Genomic DNA, 16,663 nt, shown 5'->3' with positions numbered 1-16,663 from the left:
CCCGCCGGGACGTCCGCGAGCTAGAGGCGAGCAGATGGCTTTGGTTGACGATCGATCGATGACGACGGGCCGGGTCGAATGGACCGGCGGTTCCGCGTCGGTCGGCGACTACTTCGAACTTCTGAAGCCGCGGGTGATGTCGCTCGTCATCTTCACGGCGCTCACCGGCATGGTGCTGGCGCCCGGCGGCGTCCATCCGCTGATCGGCTTCGTGGGTCTCCTCGCCATCGCGGTCGGTGCCGGGGCGTCCGGCGCCCTCAACATGTGGTACGACGCCGACATCGACCGGGTCATGAGCCGAACCGCCCGCAGGCCCGTGCCGGACGGCCGGATCTCGGCCTCCGCGGCGCTGCAGTTCGGCGTGGTCCTGTCGGTCCTGTCCGTCATGGTGCTGGGCGTGGCGGTGAACTGGGTGGCCGGTTCGCTCCTCGCCTTCACGATCTTCTTCTACGTCGTCGTCTACACCATGGGCCTGAAGCGGCGCACGCCGCAGAACATCGTGATCGGCGGCGCCGCGGGCGCCTTCCCGCCCATGATCGGTTGGGCCGCGGTCACCGGCGCCGTGTCGGTGGAGAGCATCGTCCTCTTCCTCATCATCTTCATGTGGACGCCGCCGCACTTCTGGGCGCTGGCGCTCGTCAAGTCCGACGACTACGCCCGCGCGGGCGTGCCCATGATGCCAGTCGTGGCCGGGCCGGGGTCCACCCGCCGCCAGATCGTCCTCTACTCGGTGCTCCTCGCGCCCATCGGCGTGCTGCCCACCCTGCTCGGCTTCGCGGGTCTCGCCTACGGCGCCGTCGCGGCCGTGCTCGGCGTGGTCTTCCTCGCCCTCGCCGTCCAGGTGGCGCGCATCACCGAGGGGCCGGCGGCCCGGACCGCCGCCATGCGGCTCTTCTTCTTCTCGATCCTCTATCTCTTCGCGCTCTTCGCCGTGCTCCTCGTGGAACATCTCGCCGTGCTCCACCTGGCGGGAGCGTGACCCATGGACGACCGCGACCTGATCGAACTCACGCCGGAACAGAAGCGCAAGCGCCGGACGCGGTCGATCGCGATCGCGCTCTTCCTCGTCGGCCTCGTCGTGCTCTTCTATCTGGTGACCATCGTGAAGCTGGGTGGCAATATCGCCAGCCGGGCGATCTGACGGAGACCTCGGATGACCGCTCCTGACAGCCATGATCCGACCGGCCGGCGCAACCGGACCGTCGCCATCGCCTGCGCGAGCTTCGCCTGCTTCATGGTAGGCGCCGCCTACGCGTCGGCGCCTCTCTACGATCTCTTCTGCCGCGTCACCGGCTACGGCGGCACGCCGCAGATCGTATCCGGCGCCGACGGGGTCCAGGTCCTCGATCGCGACATCACCGTCCGGTTCGACGCCAACGTCGCTCCCGGCCTCAAGTGGTCGTTCACGCCCGACCAGCGCGCCGTCACGCTGAAGATCGGCGAGATGCGCACGATCAACTACCGGGCCAAGAACATCTCCGACGAGCCGTCCGTCGGTACCGCCACCTTCAACGTGACGCCGGACGCCTCGGGCGCCTACTTCTCCAAGATCGCCTGCTTCTGCTTCACCGAGCAGCGGTTGGAGCCGGGCGAGGAGATCGAGATGGGCGTCACTTTCTACGTCGACCCGGCGATCGTCGACGACGCCGACACCGCGTCGGTGAAGACGATCACCCTGTCCTACACCTTCTTCCCCGCGAAGGCGGCGGAGAAGCCCGTTGCCGGGATCGCGGTCCCGGCCGACAACAAGCGTCTTTGACCACCGTCAAGAGGACCGACCTGCCGAGCCGCCGACCCTGACATCCGCGGCCCGGGCACCGGGAGAGGAAAATGGCTGGAAGCAACAACCACGACTATCACCTTGTAGACCCCAGCCCGTGGCCGTTCATCGCCTCGGTGGGTGCCTTCCTCATGGCGGTCGGCAGCATCGCCCTGATGCGCTGGAACTCGGGCGGCGAACTGATGTTCGCCGGCGCGAACATCGCCCAGCCGTGGCTGTTCCTGGTCGGTCTGGCGATCGTCCTCTACACCATGTTCGGCTGGTGGCGCGACACCGTGAAGGAGAGCCACGCCGGCTACCACACCCGCGTGGTCAGCCTGCACCTGCGCTACGGCATGATCCTGTTCATCGCCTCCGAGGTGATGTTCTTCGTGGCGTGGTTCTGGGCCTATTTCGACGCCAGCCTGTTCCCGGCCGAGCCGCACCAGGTCCTGCGCCTGGAGCACACCGGCGGCACCTGGCCTCCGCAGGGCGTCGAGGTGTTCGACCCGTGGCACCTGCCGCTGTTCAACACCCTGATCCTGCTCCTGTCCGGCACCACGGTCACCTGGGCGCACCACGCGCTCCTGCACAACGACCGCCGTGGCCTGATCTGGGGCCTCGCCGCCACCGTAGCGCTCGGCGTCCTGTTCTCCTACGTTCAGATGATCGAGTACAGCCACGCCGCCTTCGGCTTCTCGGGCAACATCTACGGCGCCACCTTCTTCATGGCGACCGGCTTCCACGGCTTCCACGTGGTGGTCGGCACGATCTTCCTGATCGTCTGCCTGATCCGCGCCATGAAGGGCCACTTCACGCCGCAGAAGCACTTCGGCTTCGAAGCCGCCGCCTGGTACTGGCACTTCGTCGACGTGGTCTGGCTCTTCCTGTTCGCCGCCATCTACGTGTGGGGCTCCTGGGGCGCCACCTTCCACGAGTGATCGTTCATGAGATCGGTGCGCCCGTGATCGGCGCGCCGGCATGACCTCGAGCGGCGCGGAGGGCCTCCCTCCGCGCCGTCCGCGTTTCAGCCCACCCGCCCGCGTGCGCCCGCCCGCGCGCCGACAACCGGAGGCAAGCCGATGTCCGAGACCGTCCCTTTTCCGGCCGTGTCGCCCGTCTCCGCCGGTCTCGGCGGTCGCTGCCCCCGCTGCGGCAAGGGCCCGCTCTTCTCCGGCTTCCTCGACACAGCCCCGTCCTGCACCGCCTGCGGCCTCGACTACGGCTTCATCGACGCCGGCGACGGTCCGGCGGTCTTCGTCATCCTCATCGCCGGCTTCGTCATCGTGGCCCTGGCGCTCTATGTGGAGGTCACCTGGCAGCCGGCGCTCTGGATCCACGCGCTGCTCTGGCTGCCCTTGACGCTCGTCCTCTGCATCGGCGGCCTCAGGCCCCTGAAGGGGCTGATGGTGGCGCTCCAGTACCGCAACAGGGCCGCCGAAAGCCGCCATGGCGGCTCCGGGGAGGCCGGCGCATGAGCACCCATCCGCACGCCCCCGGCGCCGCCGCCCCGCGCCGCAGCCTCGTCTGGCTCACCGTCGCCACCGCCGCCGCCCTCGCCGTACTGATCGCCCTCGGCACCTGGCAAGTGGAGCGCCTCCACTGGAAACAGGCGCTGATCGCCCGCGTGGAGGAGCGCCTCGCCTCGCCCCCGCAGCCGCTGCCGGCCCCCGAAACCTGGGCCGACCTGACGGCGGAGGAGGTCGAGTACCGCCCCGTGTCCTTCACCGGCCGCTACGACCACAGCCGCGAGATCCACGTCTTCATCGCCCTCACCCAGCCGAAAGGGCCTCTTCGCGGCCAGGGCTATTTCGTGATGACGCCCGCCATGCTGGCCGATGGTCGCTGGGTGTTCGTCAACAGGGGATTCGTGCCGCTCGACCGCAAGGACGCCAGCACCCGGCCGGAGAGCCAGATCCCCGGCGATGTGACCATCGCCGGCCTGATGCGGCCCGCCGAGGAGCCCTCCTGGCTGAGCCCGAAGCCGGACGTGAGCCGCAATGTCTGGTTCGTGCGCGATCCCGCCCGCATGGCCGTCGCGGCGGGCCTCGATCCGGCGCGCGTCGCCCCGTTCACGGTCGACGCCTTCGCGGCGGACCTGCCGGGCGGGCTGCCCCAGGGCGGGGAGACGGTGATCACCTTCTCCAACAACCACCTGCAGTACGTGGTCACCTGGTACGGCCTCGCCGCCGCCCTCGCCGTCGTCTACGTGGCGCTCGCCCGCAAGCTGCTGCGGCGGGGCTGAGGGCGCGCGGCTCGGGACCGATCCCGACGCGACAGGTGATCCCAAGCCACCCCGCGCCCCGGTCCGTCATGGTCCGCGAAGGCAGACCACCTCCGTATTGGTCTGCGAAGGCAGACCACCTCCGTCATGGTCTGCGAAGGCAGACCACCCACGCATCTCTCCAGGCACCCGCTCGAATGTGTCGTCAGTCAACCTGCGCCGACACGCCCGTCCCAGACCGGCCGCGGCCCGCGGTGATCACCCGACGCCCAACTCGACGCCCAACCCACGCGCGTCCTCACGCCCGCGCCTTCTGGGCCTTCTCCATCATCTTCTTCACGTCGTCGGCGGTCATCGCCTGGCCGTAGAGATAGCCCTGCGCGTAGTCCGCCCCGAAGCCCGCCAGTTCGGCCGCTTCCGCGTCCGTCTCCGCGCCCTCGGCCACCACGTCCATCCCCAGGTCATGGGCGAGCGTGATGATGGATTTCAGGATCACCAGCCGGTTGCGGCCGTTCCCTTTCAGGAAGCTCTGGTCGATCTTCAGGGTGTCCACCGGCAGGCGCTGCAGATAGGCGAGGGACGAGAAGCCCGTGCCGAAGTCGTCGAGCGCCAGCCCGGCGCCCAGTTCCTTCAGCCGGGCCAGCACCTGGGTGGCGAACTCGGGGTTCTCCATCACCAGGCTTTCGGTCAGCTCCAGCTTCAGCGCCCCCTTGGGCAGCGATGCGCGGGCCAGCACCGCCTTCACGTCGTTGATCAGGTCGTGCCGCAGCAGCTGCCGGCTCGACACGTTCACGCTCATGAACAGCTTGTCGCCGCCCGGCAGCGACTGGTGCCACGCGTCCAGCTGCTTGGCCGCCCGCTCCAGCACGAACAGGCCGAGCTGCACGATCAGGCCGCTGCGCTCGGCCGCCGGAATGAAGTCCGTGGGCGGAATCCGGCCGCGCTTGGGGTGATCCCAGCGCAGCAGCGCCTCGAAGCCCGCCACCGAGCGGTCCTCGATCCGGACGATCGGCTGGTAGTAGACCTTCATCTCGTCGCGTTCCAGCGCCTTGCGCAGGTCCGCCTCCAGCGTCAGGGCGTCGCCCGCCGCGATGCGGAGCGACGGCCGGAACGTCTCGATCCGGTCGCCGCCAAGCCGCTTGGCGAAGGCCACCGCCACCTCGGCGTTCTTCACGATGTCGTCCGGCTCCCGCTGCTCGCGGTCGTACATGGCGATGCCGATGGAGGCGGTGAGGAAGATCTCCCGTTCGCCGAAGGCGATCGCGGCCCGGATCGCCCGGCGCACAGCGTCCGCGAAGGCCGCCACCCGTTCCGGCGTCTGTTCCGAAACGAGGATGATGGCGAAGTGGTCGCCCTCCAGCCGGGCCAGGCTGTCGAGCGGCTTCAGGAGGCGCCCCAGCCGGCGCGCGACCGTGAGGAGGATGCTGTCGCCCACCGAAAGGCCCAGCGACTCGTTCACCTGCCGGAACCGGTCGATGTCGATCAGGAACACCGCCGGCCGGGCCGCCGCGTCCGCCTGCGCGCGCGTCATGGCGGCGGACAGACGGTCGAGGAAGAGCTCCCGGTTCGGTAGGCCGGTCAGGTTGTCGTGCACGGCGTCGTGCAGCAGCCGCTCCTGCGCCGTCTTGGCGTCGGTTACATCGAGGAGGGTGCCGACGCAGCGGATCACCTCGCCGTCGTTGCCGAGGATCGGGCGGGCGCGCAGGCGGAACCACTGGTAGTGGCCGTCCTTGGCGCGCAGCCGGAAGGTCTGCGCCAGCCGCCCGCGCCGCACCTCCACCACCGCGTCCAGCGTCGCCTTGAACCGGTCCCGGTCCTGCGGGTGCAGCACTTCCAGCCAGTCGCGGGCGGGGCCTTCCAGGGCGCCGCGCTTGAAGCCCAGGCTCTCCTCCGCCTCCGCCGAGGTGTAGATCCGGTCGCGGGTCACGTCCCAGTCCCAGATGATGTCGCCGGCGCCGGTCAGCGCCAGCGCCCGGCGCTCCGCGTCGTTGATCAGCCCGTCGGCGATCGAGCCGCCCGCGAAGGCGTGCTGCATCACCGTGAAGCCGAGGAGGAGCACCAGGAGCACCAGCCCGCCCGCGAGCGCCGGCTGCACCAGGTCGTTGACAAGCTCGCCCGAGAGGGTGAGCCCCGTCCCGGCGAGCCAGGCGATGAACAGCAGCCACGTGGGGATCAGCATGATGGCGCGGTCGTAGCCGCGCAGCGACATGGCGATGATCAGGACGAAGCCCAGCACGCCGAGGCCCGCCAGAACCATGCGGGCGATGCCGGCGGCGATCGACGGGTCGTAGACCGCCACGCCGAACAGGGCCGACAGCGCGAGCAGCGTCATCAGCACCACGTGGCTGTAGCGCACATGCCAGCGGTTGAGGTTCAGATAGGCGTAGAGGAAGATCACGAGCGTGACCGCGATCATCACCTCCGACCCGGCGCGATAGAGCTGGTCGGCCCCGGCCTCCACATGGAACACCTTGTTCCAGAAGCCGAAGTCGATGCACAGATATGCCAGCACCGCCCAGGCCAGCGCCGCGGTCGCCGGGAACATCATCGATCCCTTGACGACGAACAGGATGGTCAGGAACAGCGCCAGCAGGCCCGCGATGCCGAGCACGATGCCCCGGTAGAGCGTGTAGGCGTTGACGCTGTCCTTGTAGGCGTTCGGCTGCCAGAGCGTCACCTGCGGCAGGTCGCGCGTCCGCAGCTCCGCCACGAAGGTCACCACCGATCCGGGGTCCAGCGTCACCAGGAACACGTCCGCGTCCTGGCTGGGCTGCCGCTCCGGGGCGAAGCCCTGGCTCGGCGTGATGGCGGCGATGCGCGAAGCGCCGAGGTCCGGCCACAGCAGGCCCGATCCGGCCAGCCGGAAGTGCGGCGCCACGATCAGCCGGTCGAGCTGCTGGTCCGTGTTGTTGGCGAGGTGGAACACCACCCAGGTGGGATTGGCCTCCGTGCCGCGCGAGCGCACCTCGATGCGCCGGACGATGCCGTCCGGGCCGGGAGCCGTGGACACCTGGATCGTCTCGGTCGACTCGCGCCGGTATTCGATGGCGTTGGAGAGGTCGAGGGCGAGCGTCTCCACCGGCACCGAGACCGGCTCCAGCGCGTGGGCGGGCGCGATGCCCGCCGCCGCGAGGACGAGGGCGCACACCACCATCAGTCGGCGGACGATAGCCAAGGAATCACAACTCCGTCTCAAGACGCGCGACTGGCCGCCGCTTCGGCGTTGGCACGATAGTTAATCCGCAGGCGGCGATCAAACCTCGGCCCGAAGAGACCGGTGGAGAGCCGGCCGGTTCAGGCCGGTATGGGTCGGGCCGAGGCCACGTCCGCGGTCGCGCGACGGTAGGCCGGCCTCGGGTCGTCGGAAAGCAGCGCGAACAGGATGTGGTCCTGCCAGCGACCGTCGATCAGCAGATAGCTGCGCGCGAAACCTTCGCGCCGAAATCCGGCGGCTTCAAGGAGATGGATGGAGCGGACGTTGTGCGGGATGGAGGCGGCCTCCAGCCGGTGCAGCTTCAGGTCGTCGAACACGTGGGCGATCACCGCCTGCACCGCCTCGGCCATGTAGCCCCGGCCGGCGTGGCGCTCGCCCATCCAGTAGCCGAGCGAGCACGACTGGATCACGCCGCGCCGCACGTTGGAGAGCGTGATGCCGCCGAGGAGCGGATGGTCGCCGGTGGCGCCGAACAGGAAGAAGGCGTAGCCGAGGTCCTCCCGTGCCGCCCGCTGGTAGAGCTTCACCCGGCGCTTGAAGGCGGACCGGGTGAGATCGTCGGCGGGCCAGATGGGTTCCCACGGTTGCAGGAACAGGCGGCTCTCCTCGCGAAGCGTCGCCCAGGCGGCGTGATCGGCAAGCACGGGCGGACGAAGAAGGACGCGGTCGCTCCGAAGAACCGGTCCTGCCTCGCCGACGACGTGCAGGAGACTCATGCGGCGCTCGCCGGTCTGGTGCCGAACCGGGCCGCGATGGCGGACAGGGACGGCACCCCCGACACCGGGCCGATGGCCGCCAGCGTCGGCGACCCGGTGCCCACCGTGCGGGCCAGGAAGTCGCCCACCATGGCGGGCGTCACGGCGTTGATCTTGGCCACCAGTTCGTCCAGCGGCATCGGCCGGCCGTGGACCATCATCTGCCGGGCCAGCTGGCCGGCTCGGGCGGCCGGGCTCTCCAGCGTCATCAGCAGGCCGGCCCGCAGCTGGGCCTTGGCGCGCGACACCTCCGCCTCGGTGATGCCGCCGATCGCCTTGCCCACCTCGTCGAGGGTGGTCTCCACCAGGTCGTGGGCGTCGGTTTCGCCGGTGGCGGCGGAGATGCCGAACACGCCGCTGTCCCGGAAGCCCCAGTGGAAGGCGTAGATCGAATAGCAGAGGCCGCGCTTCTCGCGCACCTCCTGGAAGAGCCGCGACGACATCCCGCCGCCGAGCACGGAGGCGGCGATCTGGGCCGTGGTGTAGTCGTCCGTGTAGTAGGACGAGCCCGGGAAGCCGAGCACGAGCTGGGCCTCCATCAGGTCGCGCTCCTCGCGCCGCTCGCCGCCGAGATAGCTGGCGGGCGCCTCGGCCGCGCCGGTGGTGGGCGCGAAGCCCGCGAACCGCTCGGTGGCGAGCTCCACCAGCGCGTCGTGGTCCAGCTTGCCGGCGGCGGCGATCACCGTGTTGCCGCCGGTATAGTGCTTGGCGAGATAGCCGCGCAGGTCGCCGTCGGAAAAGCTCGACACCGTCTCCACCGAACCGAGGATCGGCCGGCCGATCGGCTGGCCCGGGAAGGCCGCCTCCTGGAAGTGGTCGAACACCAGGTCCTCGGGCGTGTCCAGCGCCGCGCCGATCTCCTGGCTGATCACGTGCTTCTCGCGCGTCAGCTCCTCCGCGTCGAACAGGGAGTCCTGCAGGATGTCCGCCAGGATGTCGAGCGCCAGCGGCACGTCCCCGGCCAGCACCCGGGCGTAGTAGCTGGTGTTCTCGATCGACGTGGCGGCGTTCACCTCGCCGCCCACATTCTCGATCTCCTCGGCGATCTCAACGGCCGTCCGGGTCGACGTGCCCTTGAAGGCCATGTGTTCCAGAAGGTGCGAGATGCCGTTCTCGGACGCCTCTTCGGACCGGGACCCCGCCCCCACCCAGACGCCGAGCGCCGTGGAGGCCAGATGAGGCATGTCGTGGGTGACGACCTTGATCCCGTTCGGAAGCTCCGTAACCTCGACCGCCATACGCCTTCACGCCTCCGCGTTCACCGCTCTCGCCCGATCGAGCACGAAGGCCTCCACCGCCTCCAGGCTGTTCGAGACCACGCTCTGCCGCTCCGGGCGGCCCATCAGATCGCCCAGCCAGGCCGGCAGGGCGGGGAAGATGTCGCTCGCCGCCACCACCGCGTCCGGGAACTTGGCCGGGTGGGCCGTGGCGAGCGTCACCATGGGCACGCCCGCCGTCATCAGCCCCTCCGCCACCGCGACGCCCGTCGCCGTGTGCGGGTCGAGCAGGATGCCGGCCTCCTTCTTGAACCGCCGGATCACCGCCGCCGTCGTCGCCTCGTCGGCCCGGTCCGCCGCGAACTCGGCCCGGATGGCCTTGAGCGCCGGCTCCGGCACCCCGAACGCGCCGGACTGCTGCAGCTGGTCCATCATGCGCTTCACGGTGTGGCCGTCGCGCCCGGTCGCCTCGAACAGCAGGCGCTCGAAGTTGGACGAGACCTGGATGTCCATGGACGGCGAGATGGTCGGGTGCACGCCCTTCACCTCGTAGCGCCCGGTCTCCACCGTGCGGGCGAGGATGTCGTTGGAATTGGTGGCGATCACCAGCTTGTCGATGGGCAGGCCCATCTTCTTGGCCACGTAGCCGGCGAAGATGTCGCCGAAATTGCCCGTCGGCACCGTGAACGACACCGCCCGGTGCGGTGCGCCGAGCGCGGCCGCCGCCACGAAGTAGTAGACCACCTGGGCGACGATGCGGCCCCAGTTGATCGAGTTCACGCCCGACAGGTGCACCCGGTCGCGGAAGGCGAAGTGGTTGAACATGCCCTTCACGATCGCCTGCGCGTCGTCGAAGGTTCCCTCCAGCGCGATGGCGTGCACGTTGTCGTCCGGCACGGTCGTCATCTGCCGCCGCTGCACCGCCGAGACCCGGCCGTGCGGGAAGAGGATGAAGATGTCCGTGTTCTCGCGCCCGCGGAACGCCTCGATGGCCGCGCCGCCCGTGTCGCCCGAGGTGGCGCCCACGATGGTGGCGCGCTGGCCGCGTTCGCCGAGCACGTGGTCCATCAGCCGGGCGAGCAGCTGCATCGCCACGTCCTTGAAGGCGAGCGTCGGTCCGTGGAACAGCTCCAGCAGGAAGTGCCCCGGGGCGAGCTGCACGATCGGCGTCACCGCCGGGTGGCGGAACACCGACGGCGCGTAGGACTCGGCGATCATCCGCTTCAGGTCGGCGTCCGCGATGTCGCCGTCCACGAACGGCGAGATCACCGCGAAGGCGACGTCCTCGTAGGGCCTGCCGGCGAACCCGGCGATCGTGCCGGCGTCGAGGGTCGGCCACCGCTCCGGCACGTAGAGGCCGCCGTCACGGGCGAGACCGGCGAGGACGACTTCGGAAAACGATAGCGCGGGCGCGGTGCCGCGGGTGCTCACATACTTCACGGGAAGCGCTGGTCCCAGGATCGAGTGATGACGGGCCCGCCGGCGTCCTCTCACGCCGGCGAACGGGTCCTCCCATTCGGCCGACCCTAGACGTCCGCCGCCCTCGCCGCAAGGCGCGGGACGCGACACGGGGCCGGCGGATCCCGCCGCCCCGCGCCCGGTCCGCCGCCGCCGGGCCGCCTTTGACGACGGCTCGCCGCTCTGGAAGGATCGCAGATCCCATAACCATCCGGCCCGTCCGGCCCCGGAGACGATCATGCCAGCAGACGAGGACAAGCCGCTCGCCGTCCGCGCCGCCGAGGTGGCGCCGCGCATCAGGCCGTCCAACTACCCCGAGCCCTTCGCCAGCCGCATGAACCGGCGCGAGAAGCGCCAGCTCGGCGACGTGTTCGGCCTTTCCAACTTCGGCGTGAACCTCACCCGGCTCTTTCCCGGCGGCGAGTCAGCGCTCCTCCACCGGCACAGCCGGCAGGACGAGTTCGTCTACATCCTGGAAGGCGAAGCGGTGCTCGTCACCGAGGATCGCGAGGTGGTGCTGTCGCCCGGCATGTGCGCCGGCTTCCCGGCGAACGGCGTCGCGCACCAGCTGGTGAACCGGACCGACCGGGACGTGGTCTACCTGGAGATCGGCGACCGCACCCCCGGCGACACCGGCACCTACCCGAGGGACGACCTCGTCGCCGACCTCGTCGACGGCCGCTGGGTGTTCACCCGCAAGGACGGCCGGCCCTACTGAGGGTCGGTGCGGTCAGGCGTGGCCGAGTTCGGTGGAGAGGAGCGCCGGGTCGATGCCGAGGCTCGCCAGCGCGAGGCCGTAGCGGTTGTCGAGGTCGGCCTCGAAGATGATCGCCGGGTCGGCATCGCAGGTCAGCCAGCCGTTGTTCTGGATCTCCGTTTCCAGCTGGCCCGGCGCCCAGCCCGCGTAGCCGAGCGCGAGCAGCGCCTGGTCCGGACCGCGCCCGTCGGCGATCGCCTTCAGGATCTCCAGGGTGGCGGTCAGCGAGACGTGCTCGTTGATCGGCAGCGTGGAATTCTCCAGGTGGTAGTCGGAGGTGTGCAGCACGAATCCGCGCCCGGTCTCCACCGGTCCGCCGCGGTGCACCCGCATGGCCGACGCGGTCGAGGGCAGGCGGATCGCCTCGCTCTCCGGGATGATCTCCAGCTGCACCAGAAGATCCCGGAAGGACAGGTGCGCCATCGGCTTGTTGATGATCAGCCCCATGGCGCCCTCGGCCGAATGGGCGCACACGTAGACCACCGTCCGGGCGAACGAGCTCTCTTCCACACCCGGCATGGCGATCAGGAACTGCCCGTCGAGATAGGTCTGCTGCTGGCCCATGGGGCAGAACCCGCTCCTTGTGTGGGTGACGGACCATGCTGCCGTCGCCAACAGGCTGCCGTGTACCAATGAATCTTCGCCGATCGTCACGACATTATGACGCGCGGGAAGTGCGTTTCAAGCATATAGACCCTCGGAGCCAAACAGGGAGGCCCGTCGCCGCCGTGTCTAAGGTCTTGTTCCGCCTTCTCGCCGCCGGTCTGCTGGCCGTCCTGCCGGGGGTTGCGGGTGCCGGCGCGCCGAGCATCCCGCACCCGGAGGTGAGCCTCCTCGTCGCCGGCGGCGGCCCCGGCCCGGACGGCCGCTACCGCGCCGCGGTGCGGATGGACCTCGCCGACGGCTGGCACACCTACTGGCGCCACCCGGGCGACGCGGGGCTGCCGCCGGTTCTCGACACGGCGGGAAGCGGTAATCTGGCGGGCGTCGAGGTGCGCTATCCCGCGCCGGAGCGCTACTTCGACGGCTTCGGCACGTCCATCGTCTATCACGGCCGGCTCGTGCTGCCGATCCTGGTCGCGCCCGCCGATCCGGCGCGGCCCGTGTCCCTGCGGATCGATTTCCGATTCGGCTTCTGCCGCGAGGTCTGCGTGCCCGGCGCCGCCGTGCTGGAGGCGACCCTCGATCCCGCCGCTCCCGCCGACCCGGCCGCCGCCGCCCTCGTCGACGCGGCCCTCGCCCGGGTTCCCGCACCGGAGCAGCCCGGCCTCCTGCCGGCCGTCGAGGCCGTCACGGCGATCGATCCCGAGACCGTGGAGGTGAGGGTGCGGACCGGGGAGGGCGCCGCCCCGACGGTCGACCTCTTCGTCGAGCCGCCGGCCGACTGGTACATCGGCCAGCCCGAACCCGTGCGCCGGGACGGCGACCTCGCGGTGTTCAGCCTCTCCCTCGGCGGCAGGCCCAAGACGGCGCGGACGACCGGCACGCCCATGCGTTTCACCGTCACCACCCCGGACGGGGGCGTCGAGGCGACGCGCCCGCTTCCCTGACGGCCCGCTCTACGCTATTTCCCTGATGCGCCGCAGCAGAACCGCGAGCTTGGGCGCAGGACAATCCGAGAGAGCCAAGGGGTGCCAGGATGACGATCGGTGTCGGCGACAAGCTGCCGGAAGTGACGTTGAAGGTCGTGACGGCGGACGCCGCCGTCGAGAAATCCACGGCGGATCTGTTCGCCGGCAAGAAGGTCGTGCTGTTCGCGGTGCCGGGCGCCTTCACGCCCACCTGCTCGATGAACCACCTGCCGGGCTTCATCGAGAACGCCGAGGCCATCAAGGCCAAGGGTGTGGACGACATCATCTGCCTGTCGGTCAACGACCCCTATGTGATGAAGGCCTGGGCCCAGCACTCGGGCGGCCTGGAGAAGGTCACCTTCGCGGCCGACGGCTCCGCGGTCTTCACCAAGGCGGCCGGCCTCGACATCGACCTCACCGGCGGCGGGCTCGGCATCCGCTCCAAGCGCTACGCCGCCATCGTGGAGGACGGCAAGGTCACCGCCCTCGACGTGGAGGAGAAGCCCGGCCAGGCCACCGTCTCCGGCGCCGCCGCCGTCATCGAGAGGCTGTGATCGTGCGGCGGGCAGCGCCCCCTCGGGCCGCTGCCCCCGCCCACCTGGAGCATTATCCGATCAGGTTGCACGACTTGATCGCCGAGAGAATGCTCCTGCTCCGAAAGAATGCTCCTGTTTATTGATCCTGGAGTGATGTCTTTCCGACCGGACGAGTCCGTCAGGTCGGCAAGCGCTCTAGTCCTCGAACCGGCTCACGGGGTCGCGGTCGCGCTCGTATCGCCGGGCGAGCGGGAAGGGCGGCAGCCAGGAGTCCCGCCGGATGGTCCAGCTCTCGTAGGTCGGCGTCAGCTGGTCGGGGGCATCGAGGCTCCCGAGGCTCACTTCGATTTCGTCCCCGGTGCGGGCGAAGACGGACGAACCGCAGCGCGGACAGAAGAAGCGCCCGGCGTAGTCGCGCGTCTCGCCCGTCACCGTCACGGCGTCCTCCGGGTAGATCGCCGAGGCGTGAAACACCGCCCCATGGTGCTTGCGGCAGTCGAGGCAGTGGCAGAGGCCGACGCGATAGGGGCGGCCCACCGCCACGAACCGCACGTCGCCGCACAGGCAGCCACCCGAGAGAGAATCCATGCCGCGCCTCCTTGCCGGCTCCGTCGGGCGGTCTTTCCACGACCGCCCCGCCCGTCACCGCAACCGCCCGCGGCCTTCGGTGTTCCGGTCTCCTGCCGGCCGCCCCGCGTCCCTCAGGGGCGCGTCACCACCGCCAGCACCCGGGGCTCGGCCGTGATGAGGGCGTCGGTGGCGGCCAGCTTGTCGCCATCGATCTGCAGCTTCACGCCCGCCCCGCCGAGGCGCACCGCCGACACCTCCACGTCCGTCACCGCCGGATGCCGATCGAGCCGCCCGCGGGCGAGCGCCAGGGCGGCCCCCGCCAGGGTGCCCGGCCTGTCGTCCGACAGGGTCACCAGGCGCAGGCCCGCCCGGGTCACGTGGGTGTTGCGCGTGATGGCGAGCGGCCCGCCGTAGAAGCCCGCCGTGGTCACCACCGCCAGCCGGCACACGCGGGTGACGCCGTCCGCCTCCACGATCACGTCTCGCCCTTGGGCCGCCAGCGCCAGCCGCACCGCGGCAGACGCGTAGGCGAGCTTGCCCCAGCGCCGCTTCACCGCCGGTTCCACCGCGTGCACCACGTCGCCGTCGAAGCCGGCGGACACCATCAGGATGAACGGCCGGTCGCCGATCCGGCCGAGGTGGAGCGGCGCCAGCCGGCGCGCCACGGTGGCGTCCGCCATGGCTTCCGGCCGGAAGGGCAGGGCGAGTTCGTGGGCGAGCACGTTCGCCGTGCCGAACGGAAGCACGCCGAGGGCCGGCGCCGGGTGCGGGCGGCGCAACAGGCCGGTCACCGCCTCGTTGATCGACCCGTCGCCGCCGCCCACCACCAGCGTGTCCACGCCCGGGTCCAGCTCCTCCGCAATCTCGGTCAGGTTGCCCGCATAGCGCGTCAGCCACACCGTGACGCGGACGCCGAGCGTGTCGAGCCGCGCCGCGTAGCGCTCCAGGGCCTTGTAGCGGAAGCCGCCCGCGATCGGATTGGCGACCACCAGCACCCGGCGGGTGACCGGCGCCACGGCGGCGAGCGGATCGAGGTCGCCGCCCGGCGGCGTCACGTGGTCGTTCATGGCGCCGCTCCCGTCGCGGCCACCGCGGCGGACCCGGCGAGTGCCGCGCTCAGGTGCCCGAGCGCCGCCGCTGCAGGAAGGGCGCCATCCCGGCACGGGCGAGGGCGTCGGCGCGTTCGTTCATGTCGTGGCCGGCGTGGCCCTTCACCCAGTGCCAGGTGACCTCGTGGTTCAGCCGCGCCGTCTCCAGCCGCTGCCAGAGGTCGGCGTTCTTCACCGGCTTCTTGTCGGCGGTCTTCCAGCCGTTGCGCTTCCAGCCGTGGATCCAGCCGGTGATGCCGCCCTTCACGTACTGGCTGTCGGTCCACAGGTCCACCTGGCAGCGCTTCTTCAGCGCCTCCAGGGCCGAGCAGGCCGCGATCAGCTCCATGCGATTGTTGGTGGTGTCCGGCTCGCCGCCTGAGAGTTCTCTCTCCCGATCGCCCCACTGCAGGATCGCTCCCCACCCACCAGGTCCCGGATTTCCCGAACAGGCGCCGTCCGTCCAGACGGTCACGCGCGGGAGCGTGGTCTCGTCGCTCATCGGCCGATTCCCTCGACCTGAAGGCCATAGTCGGCGGCGGATGCGACACTGCGATGAAAGCGCATTTTCCGGAGATACTCGAGAGGATCCTTCTTCTTCACGAGCGCCCCCGCCGGCGTGGTCAGCCAGTCGTAGAGGCGGGTCAGGAAGAAGCGCATGGCGGCGCCGCGGGCGAGCATCGGCAGGGCGGCGATCTCCGCGTCGGTGAACGGGCGGATCTCCGCATAGGCTGTCAGAAACGCCCGCGACTTGGTGACGTTCAACTCATGGGTCGGCTCGAAGCACCAGGCGTTCAGGCAGATCGCCACGTCGTAGGCGAACGAGTCGGTGCAGGCGAAATAGAAGTCGATCAGGCCGGAGAGCCGGTCCTTCAGGAAGAACACGTTGTCCGTGAAGAGGTCCGCGTGGATCACGCCGGCCGGCAGGTCCGCCGGCCAGCCGTCCTCCAGAGCGTCGAGGTCCGCGTCGATCTCGGCCACCAGCCCCGGCACCACCTCGTCGGCCCGGTCGCGGCTCTGGTCGAACAGCGGCCGCCAGCTTCCGACCGACAGGGCGTTCGGCCGCGCCATCTTGAAGTCCCGCCCGGCGAGGTGGAGCTTCGCCAGCACCTCGCCCAACTGCCGGCAGTGGGTGACCGTCGGCCGCTTCACCCACACCCCGTCGAGGAAGGTCACGATGCACGCCTTGCGCCCGGCGAGGTCGCCGAGCGCCTCGCCGTTCCGCGCCTTCACCGGCTGCGGGCAGGTGATGCCCGCCGCCGCCAGGTGCTCCATCAGGCCGATGAAGAACGGCAGGTCGTTCGGGTTCACCCGCTTCTCGTAGAGGGTGAGGATGTAGGTGCCGGTCTCCGTGCGCAGGAGAAAGTTGGAGTTCTCCACCCCCTCGGCGATCCCCTTCAACGACACGAGGCCGCCGAGGTCGTAGCGGGTGAGGAAGGCCGCGAGCTCGTCGTCCGAGACCTCGGTGTAGACCGCCATGGCGGCTTGGCTCCTGAAGAAGGGCGGCGGGAAGG

At 70.1% G+C, this 16,663-nt stretch carries 18 protein-coding genes; 9 read left to right on the top strand and 9 right to left on the bottom strand.

From position 1 onward, the window contains the following. The first annotated feature begins 34 nt into the window (after nt 1-34). The 6 genes from HND91_RS07415 (at nt 35) to HND91_RS07390 (ending at nt 4,004) form a co-directional block, all read left to right on the top strand. Nucleotides 35-979: a heme o synthase gene (locus HND91_RS07415; RefSeq protein WP_181705913.1), complete on the top strand. Its 945-nt coding sequence runs from the start codon at nt 35-37 to the stop codon at nt 977-979. A gap of 3 nt (nt 980-982) precedes the next feature. Then, a complete protein-coding gene (locus HND91_RS07410) occupies nt 983-1,141 on the top strand; it encodes a hypothetical protein (protein ID WP_181705912.1) in 159 nt (52 codons plus the stop codon). Nucleotides 1,142-1,153: 12 nt separating this feature from the next. Beyond that, a complete protein-coding gene (locus tag HND91_RS07405; protein ID WP_181705911.1) occupies nt 1,154-1,759 on the top strand; it encodes a cytochrome c oxidase assembly protein in 606 nt (201 codons plus the stop codon). Nucleotides 1,760-1,830: 71 nt separating this feature from the next. Then, nucleotides 1,831-2,700 carry a cytochrome c oxidase subunit 3 gene (locus tag HND91_RS07400; protein WP_181705910.1) on the top strand — a complete coding sequence of 290 codons (870 nt, stop codon included), beginning with the start codon at nt 1,831-1,833 and terminating at the stop codon, nt 2,698-2,700. A 141-nt stretch (nt 2,701-2,841) separates the two neighbouring features. Further along, nucleotides 2,842-3,237 carry a DUF983 domain-containing protein gene (locus tag HND91_RS07395; RefSeq protein ID WP_181705909.1) on the top strand — a complete coding sequence of 132 codons (396 nt, stop codon included), beginning with the start codon at nt 2,842-2,844 and terminating at the stop codon, nt 3,235-3,237. Then, entirely contained in the window at nt 3,234-4,004 is a 771-nt protein-coding gene (locus HND91_RS07390) for an SURF1 family protein (protein WP_181705908.1), read from the top strand. Before HND91_RS07395 ends, HND91_RS07390 begins: the two co-directional genes overlap by 4 nt. 277 nt (nt 4,005-4,281) lie before the next feature. On the opposite strand, the gene HND91_RS07385 is transcribed toward HND91_RS07390, so the two are convergent. The 4 genes from HND91_RS07385 to thrC all read right to left on the bottom strand — a co-directional run bounded on the left by HND91_RS07385 (nt 4,282) and on the right by thrC (nt 10,609). Beyond that, complete coding sequence (locus HND91_RS07385; protein ID WP_181706076.1) at nt 4,282-7,137, bottom strand: EAL domain-containing protein; 2,856 nt, start codon at nt 7,135-7,137, stop codon at nt 4,282-4,284. 140 nt (nt 7,138-7,277) lie between these two features. Beyond that, nucleotides 7,278-7,913, bottom strand: a complete 636-nt coding sequence (locus HND91_RS07380) for a GNAT family N-acetyltransferase (RefSeq protein WP_181705907.1) — start codon at nt 7,911-7,913, stop codon at nt 7,278-7,280. Then, entirely contained in the window at nt 7,910-9,190 is a 1,281-nt protein-coding gene (locus HND91_RS07375) for a M16 family metallopeptidase (RefSeq protein WP_181705906.1), read from the bottom strand. The genes HND91_RS07380 and HND91_RS07375 overlap by 4 nt, the downstream gene beginning before the upstream one ends. A 6-nt stretch (nt 9,191-9,196) precedes the next feature. Then, on the bottom strand, nt 9,197-10,609 hold the full coding sequence (gene thrC / locus HND91_RS07370) for a threonine synthase (protein WP_181705905.1): 1,413 nt from the start codon (nt 10,607-10,609) through the stop codon (nt 9,197-9,199). A gap of 256 nt (nt 10,610-10,865) precedes the next feature. Between thrC and HND91_RS07365 the strand changes: the two genes are divergently transcribed. Then, on the top strand, nt 10,866-11,345 hold the full coding sequence (locus HND91_RS07365) for a cupin domain-containing protein (RefSeq protein WP_181705904.1): 480 nt from the start codon (nt 10,866-10,868) through the stop codon (nt 11,343-11,345). A gap of 12 nt (nt 11,346-11,357) precedes the next feature. On the opposite strand, the gene HND91_RS07360 is transcribed toward HND91_RS07365, so the two are convergent. Further along, on the bottom strand, nt 11,358-11,948 hold the full coding sequence (locus HND91_RS07360) for a YqgE/AlgH family protein (RefSeq protein ID WP_181705903.1): 591 nt from the start codon (nt 11,946-11,948) through the stop codon (nt 11,358-11,360). A gap of 164 nt (nt 11,949-12,112) precedes the next feature. Here HND91_RS07360 and HND91_RS07355 point away from each other — a divergent pair, with 164 nt between their 5' ends. Beyond that, the gene (locus HND91_RS07355) at nt 12,113-12,934 is read left to right on the top strand and encodes a protein-disulfide reductase DsbD domain-containing protein (RefSeq protein WP_181705902.1); all 822 of its coding nucleotides are present in this window, start codon (nt 12,113-12,115) and stop codon (nt 12,932-12,934) included. 89 nt (nt 12,935-13,023) lie between these two features. Continuing rightward, complete coding sequence (locus tag HND91_RS07350) at nt 13,024-13,509, top strand: peroxiredoxin (RefSeq protein WP_181705901.1); 486 nt, start codon at nt 13,024-13,026, stop codon at nt 13,507-13,509. 177 nt (nt 13,510-13,686) lie between these two features. On the opposite strand, the gene HND91_RS07345 is transcribed toward HND91_RS07350, so the two are convergent. The 4 genes from HND91_RS07345 to HND91_RS07330 all read right to left on the bottom strand — a co-directional run bounded on the left by HND91_RS07345 (nt 13,687) and on the right by HND91_RS07330 (nt 16,628). Then, on the bottom strand, nt 13,687-14,079 hold the full coding sequence (locus HND91_RS07345; protein ID WP_181705900.1) for a GFA family protein: 393 nt from the start codon (nt 14,077-14,079) through the stop codon (nt 13,687-13,689). Between the two features lie 113 nt (nt 14,080-14,192). Then, nucleotides 14,193-15,128 (bottom strand): diacylglycerol/lipid kinase family protein, encoded by a 936-nt coding sequence (locus tag HND91_RS07340; protein ID WP_181705899.1) that lies wholly within the window; start codon nt 15,126-15,128, stop codon nt 14,193-14,195. Nucleotides 15,129-15,177: 49 nt separating this feature from the next. After that, the gene (gene rnhA, locus HND91_RS07335) at nt 15,178-15,651 is read right to left on the bottom strand and encodes a ribonuclease HI (protein WP_181705898.1); all 474 of its coding nucleotides are present in this window, start codon (nt 15,649-15,651) and stop codon (nt 15,178-15,180) included. After that, on the bottom strand, nt 15,648-16,628 hold the full coding sequence (locus tag HND91_RS07330) for a homoserine kinase (RefSeq protein ID WP_181705897.1): 981 nt from the start codon (nt 16,626-16,628) through the stop codon (nt 15,648-15,650). The genes rnhA and HND91_RS07330 overlap by 4 nt, the downstream gene beginning before the upstream one ends. Nucleotides 16,629-16,663 lie beyond the last annotated feature (35 nt).

Origin of the sequence: Chthonobacter rhizosphaerae, from assembly GCF_013839525.1 — a bacterium.
Taxonomy (GTDB): domain Bacteria; phylum Pseudomonadota; class Alphaproteobacteria; order Rhizobiales; family Pleomorphomonadaceae; genus Chthonobacter; species Chthonobacter rhizosphaerae.
The sequence above is the reverse complement of the archived record's forward strand: the minus strand, read 5'-3'. Positions and strand labels throughout refer to the sequence as shown.